We start from the raw sequence: 5,127 nt of genomic DNA, 5'->3' as shown, positions 1-5,127 counted from the left end.
CTGAGCCGTCAGCACCGGCTACGCCGGTGCTGCTACTCCTGAATTACACCACTTGCTGGGACGCTGCTGGAAGGAGGCGCGACACCTCAACCCCCAGGAGTCTGATCGGCTTTATCGGGTTGCAAGAGTGGTCTCGCAGGCCGTCGAGGTCCTTGGCTCCATCGACAAGGCCCGCGTGTGGCTGAAAACTCCCAACCGTGCACTGGGGTGCGAGATGCCTCTCGATCTTCTAGACACCGAAATCGGCGCTCGTCAGGTCGAAGAAGTCTTGCTGCGCCTCAACTACGGGATCTTTAGCTGATGCGCGTTTGGCGGATCTGCCGCAAGCCCTACGTGGATACAGCGCTTGATGGAATCGGCGGAATGTACACCTCTGGACGCTGGCACATCAAGGGGCATCCCATCGTCTACACCGCCACCTCTGCGGCGCTCGCGGCGCTGGAAGTGCTCGTCCATGTCGATCCACTCACGGCTCCGACCGATTTAAGGCTGCTCGCCATCGAAATCCCTGATGACCTGATCACAGAAGTACTCGAACCGGTCACGCTGCCGGAGGACTGGCATTCCGTGCCAGCCCCTGCATCGCTCCAATCACTCGGGTCGTCGTGGCTCACGAGCGGACGCACTGCGGCTTTGAACGTGCCGTCCGCAGTCATCACGGTCGAACGCAACTTTCTGCTCAATCCTCGGCATCCAGAAGCGCAGAAAATACGTATCATCAGCGATGAGGCTTTCACGTTCGATACGCGGCTCTTATGACGAGAAGCCAGCCAACAACACCATCCTCTGTGCCGCCACCGCGAGCCAATCTGCTTGACGCATCACTCACTGCAGCCAGGTGATGGCAAGCGTTAGCTGACAGAAACTTAACAAAGCACACGAAAGGAAATCGAACCCATGAACCAAATCGATGAGCAGCAAGCCTACGAGATCGGAATCGAGGCCTACACCTACCTCTACCCGCTCGTTGTGATGGACGCGACGCGGCGTCAGGCTGTCAACGTCGAAGCCGGGCAGGCCTTCGGGCGCGGACCGATGAACACCTTCACGCACGTCCCGGTATTCCCCCCGGCGGATTTCCGCGATGTTGTACGGCCAAACTTCGACACGCTGTACTCGATCGCTTGGCTGGACCTCACGAAAGAACCGATGGTGGTCGCGGTTCCGGACACGCAGGACCGCTACTACATGCTCCCGATGCTCGACATGTGGTCAGACGTGTTTGCCTGCCCTGGCAAGCGCACGACGGGCACGGGCGCAGGTCGTTTCGCGGTTGTGCCGCCCGGTTGGCAGGGCAGGCTTCCCGAAGGCGTCCAGCGCATCGACGCGCCGACGCCCTATGTCTGGATCATCGGGCGCACGCAGACCAATGGCGAAAAGGACTACGGGGCCGTCCATCAGGTGCAAGCTGGCTACACGACGACGCCACTGACACAGCTGGGCAAGACTCCGCAGCCGGTCAGGGCAACGATTGATCCGACGGTGGACATGAAGACGCCTCCGATGACGCAGGTTGATGGTATGGACGCGGGCAAGTATTTCGGCTACGCCGCTGAACTCCTGAAGGTCAATCCGCCGCACATCACAGACCAACCCATTGTCGCGCGGATGCGACAAATCGGGATCGAGCCCGGCAAGTCCTTTGATCTCTGGAAAGCTGATCTGGCTGTCAAGCGTGCACTGGAGCGCGCAGCGCCTGACGCTCTTAAGGCCATGCGGGCGAAGATTCCAACGCTTGCCCGCGTCGTGAATGGCTGGCAGATGAACACGGACACGATGGGTGTGTATGGGAACTACTATCTCAAGCGGGGCATTGTCGCGCTGGTCGGTCTGGGCGCCAACCTGCCGGAGGACGCGGTCTATCCGCTGAACATCGGCGACGCGGACGGCAACCCGCTGAACGGGGCAAACCAGTACGTGCTGCACTTCGCCCAGAATGAGATTCCGCCCGCTCAGGTTTTCTGGTCGATTACGTTGTACGACGAGCATGGGTTTCCAACCGCCAATGAACTGAAGCGAAACGCCATCGGCGATCGCGATGCCCTGAAGTTCAACGCGGATGGCTCGGTCGATTTGTACATCCAGCATGCGTCGCCTGGGGCTGAGAGGGAGTCGAACTGGCTGCCGGCACCGGCAGGAGACTTCAACCTGACTATGCGAGTGTATGCACCCAAGAGCGAGGTCACTGATGGCCGATGGGCGCCCCCGGCCGTCATAAAGACGCGGTGATCCCCTAAGCCAATACGGACGAATTTTCCTCGGTTTCATTAACAAGGGCACAAGGCGGCAGCCTACGGCGGCGCCTTGTGCCCGGCGTTAGGCACATAAAAAACCCACTGAACCCTGATTGCTTCACTCCTTCGGAAGGTTCAATCTTGCGGGAATAACCTTGCCCCCCTGGGCGGTGCCCAGCACCGGTGGTCAGCCTTGCCCCGGTCGTAACCCTCCTGGCATCCTGAGGAGACTGAACTCTTCCCCCCGTTGACCTACGCCGCTGAGAGCCCGCTGAGCGACGCCGGCAGCAACGATGATCTCCACGATGAATTCCTTGGCGCTCTCGCCGCCTTGGGCGGATCTGCGGGCAATGGCCGCCTGCGGGAGACGCTGGAGTGGGACGAGGCCCGCTTGACAGGCACGTGTGATCGCCATCGATGCCCCCTGCCGCTGGAGCAGTGATGGCCGCGCGCGGCCCTGTGAACGGGAGTTGATGCAGAAGGGGATCTGGTGTTTCTCCTCCCCCACCCATCAGAAGGCCCACACCCCCCATCGCACCGATTACTTCGGCTGGATGCTGCAGGGGGAGAAGCTCTACCAGGCGCTGGCGGCGTCCCATCCCCTGATCTGCCGCTTGCCCATCGCCGGGCCTGGCTGCTTGGAAACCTTCCCCCATGCCATCACCTGGCACATGCGCGGCGGCAAGGCCAAGGCGCCCCAGAAGCGCACGCAGCGGCGTGAGTTGCTGCAGCAAGCAGGAATCGCCCTGGCACCGCTCACCAACATCGACTGGATCGATTCCGCCTTGTGCGCCCTCACGGCCCACCACGCCGCCACCGGTGGGGAGTGCCTGATCCATGGCGAGCCGGAATCCGGCCTGATCATCGTTCCCAGCTTCCCTGCCGCGATGGCCTCCAGCCGTGGAGTTCGGCCAGACTGCCCTTCATGAGCGCCTCAGCCCGCCCCTCCTGCTATCACTACGTGGTGGATGAGCCACTGCTGCGCACCATCACGGCCGAGATCCAGGCAGCCATCCCAGGCGCTGAAGTACGCCTGTTCGGCTCCCGCGCCCGCGGCACTGCCCGCCCCGATTCCGATTTGGATCTTCTGGTCACCGTGCCGGATGCCTGGCTGGCCAGCCATTCGCGTTTGGAGGAAACGGATGCCCTGGGTTGGAAATTGGCCCATCACCGCCTCCCGATCGAGCTGCTGCTTTACTCCGCCAGCGAGGTGGAGCATCGTCGTCGTGGCGGGATCAATGTGATCGCCGAGGCCTTCCGCTATGGGCGGCGGCTGGATCCTGCGGAGCCACTGCATGGCCCCGGCTGAAACGTCGTCCGGCTTTCTGCGCATCGCGCACCGTGATCTGCGAACCGCGATGGCCATGGCGGATCCGTCCCTTTTTGAGGAATCCACCTGGGGATTTCATCTGCAGCAGGCGATCGAGAAGACTCTGAAGGCCTGGCTGCTGGTGCTCACGCCTGAGCAACCACCCTTCAGTCACAACCTCAGGCTGTTGTTTCAGATGCTGCGCGACCAGGGAGCCGCTGTTGAGCCCTTCCTTGGACTCAGCCGCTTCACCCTCTTTGCTGTCGTGTGGCGATACGACGAAGAGCCGGAGCTGGAACACCTCGATCGCGCCGCCTGGAACCAGCTCTGCGCTGACCTGCACGCCCACGTGGCCTCGCTGATCCCATGAACGAGGCCGAAACCCGCGCTGAACTGATTGATCCGCTGCTGGCGGCGGCTGGCTGGGGCGTGGTGGAAGGCAGCCGCATCCGGCGTGAGTTCTCGATCACTCCCGGCCGGATCGAGGGCGGCGGCAAGCGCGGCAAGCCGCTCACCGCCGACTACGTGCTCACCTACCGCAACACCCAGCTGGCGGTGGTGGAAGCCAAGGCCGACACCCTGTCACTCAGCGAAGGCGTGGGCCAGGCCAAGGATTACGCCGCCAAGCTGCAGATCCGCTTCACCTACGCCAGCAACGGCAAGGGCGTCTACGCCATCGACATGGCCACGGGCGAGGAGGCCGAGGCCGCCGGTTTCCCCACGCCGCAGGACCTGTGGGACCGTACCTTTGCCGAGGAGAACGCCTGGCGTAATCGCTTCGCTGCCATCTCCTATCCCGACAAGGGCGGCAGCTGGCAGATCCGCTTCTACCAGGACATCGCCGTGACCCGTGTGCTGGAGGCCATCGCCAGCGACCGCGACCGCATCCTGCTGACGCTGGCCACCGGCACCGGCAAAACCTCGATCGCCTTCCAGATCATCTGGAAGCTGTTTCAGGCCCGTTGGAACCTCTCCGGGCAGGCCACCCGCCGGCCCCGCATCCTCTTCCTGGCTGATCGGAACAACCTCGCCGATCAGGCCTTCAACGACTTCACCGGTTTTGCCGCCTTCGAAGACAACGCCCTGGCCCGCATCGAACCTGATGCTCTGCGCAAGAAGGGCCGGGTTCCCACGAACGCCAGTGTGTTCCTCACCATCTTCCAGACCTTCATGAGCGGACCGGCGGCGGACGGCAAGCCCTCCCCCTGGTTCGGCCAGTACCCGCCCGATTTCTTCGATTTCATCGTGATCGATGAATGCCACCGCGGCGGCGCCAACAACGAATCCACCTGGCGCGGCATCCTCGAGTACTTCGCCCCCGCCGTGCAGCTCGGCCTCACCGCCACCCCCCGCCGCACCGACAACACCGACACCTACGCCTACTTCGGCGAGCCGGTGTTCACCTACTCCCTCAAGGAGGGCATCAACGATGGTTTCCTTACCCCCTTTCGCGTTAAGGGTACCTCGAATAATCGGGATTCACTGGCAATCGAACGACATTAAAAATGCCGCCCCAGAAGCGGCACATGATGCACAGGCTCACCCCTATCTCATTTGACCTGCAGGCAAATTGCTAGCTCTGTT

General features: G+C 62.4%; 6 protein-coding genes and 1 pseudogene. All 7 read left to right on the top strand.

Features of this window, described 5'->3' with window-relative positions; genetic code table 11:
* The first annotated feature begins 52 nt into the window (after nucleotides 1-52).
* On the top strand, nucleotides 53-301 hold the full coding sequence (locus KBY78_RS15990; RefSeq protein ID WP_255144461.1) for an antitoxin Xre/MbcA/ParS toxin-binding domain-containing protein: 249 nt from the start codon (nucleotides 53-55) through the stop codon (nucleotides 299-301).
* Nucleotides 301-759: an RES family NAD+ phosphorylase gene (locus KBY78_RS15985; RefSeq protein ID WP_255144460.1), complete on the top strand. Its 459-nt coding sequence runs from the start codon at nucleotides 301-303 to the stop codon at nucleotides 757-759. The genes KBY78_RS15990 and KBY78_RS15985 overlap by 1 nt, the downstream gene beginning before the upstream one ends.
* Nucleotides 760-897: 138 nt before the next feature.
* Nucleotides 898-2,229 (top strand): DUF1254 domain-containing protein, encoded by a 1,332-nt coding sequence (locus KBY78_RS15980; RefSeq protein ID WP_255144459.1) that lies wholly within the window; start codon nucleotides 898-900, stop codon nucleotides 2,227-2,229.
* A gap of 409 nt (nucleotides 2,230-2,638) precedes the next feature.
* Entirely contained in the window at nucleotides 2,639-3,163 is a 525-nt protein-coding gene (locus tag KBY78_RS15975) for a DUF429 domain-containing protein (protein WP_255144458.1), read from the top strand.
* Nucleotides 3,160-3,543 (top strand): nucleotidyltransferase domain-containing protein, encoded by a 384-nt coding sequence (locus KBY78_RS15970; protein WP_255144456.1) that lies wholly within the window; start codon nucleotides 3,160-3,162, stop codon nucleotides 3,541-3,543. Before KBY78_RS15975 ends, KBY78_RS15970 begins: the two co-directional genes overlap by 4 nt.
* A complete protein-coding gene (locus KBY78_RS15965) occupies nucleotides 3,530-3,913 on the top strand; it encodes a HEPN domain-containing protein (protein ID WP_255144455.1) in 384 nt (127 codons plus the stop codon). Before KBY78_RS15970 ends, KBY78_RS15965 begins: the two co-directional genes overlap by 14 nt.
* Nucleotides 3,910-5,022 (top strand): annotated as a pseudogene (locus KBY78_RS15960) (DEAD/DEAH box helicase family protein); the annotation flags it as partial. The gene KBY78_RS15965 and the pseudogene KBY78_RS15960, both read left to right, overlap by 4 nt.
* Nucleotides 5,023-5,127: the final 105 nt, after the last annotated feature.

The organism is Synechococcus sp. EJ6-Ellesmere (genome assembly GCF_024345875.1).
Lineage (GTDB): Bacteria > Cyanobacteriota > Cyanobacteriia > PCC-6307 > Cyanobiaceae > Regnicoccus_A > Regnicoccus_A antarcticus.
This window is presented reverse-complemented; position numbering and strand designations above follow the sequence as displayed.

What these genes read in the sequence shown, in the direction of transcription:
- KBY78_RS15985 (WP_255144460.1), top strand. Translation starts at nt 301, where the DNA reads ATGCGCGTTTGGCGGATCTGCCGCAAGCCCTACGTGGATACAGCGCTT.
- KBY78_RS15980 (WP_255144459.1), top strand. Translation starts at nt 898, where the DNA reads ATGAACCAAATCGATGAGCAGCAAGCCTACGAGATCGGAATCGAGGCC.
- KBY78_RS15970 (WP_255144456.1), top strand. Translation starts at nt 3,160, where the DNA reads ATGAGCGCCTCAGCCCGCCCCTCCTGCTATCACTACGTGGTGGATGAG.
- KBY78_RS15965 (WP_255144455.1), top strand. Translation starts at nt 3,530, where the DNA reads ATGGCCCCGGCTGAAACGTCGTCCGGCTTTCTGCGCATCGCGCACCGT.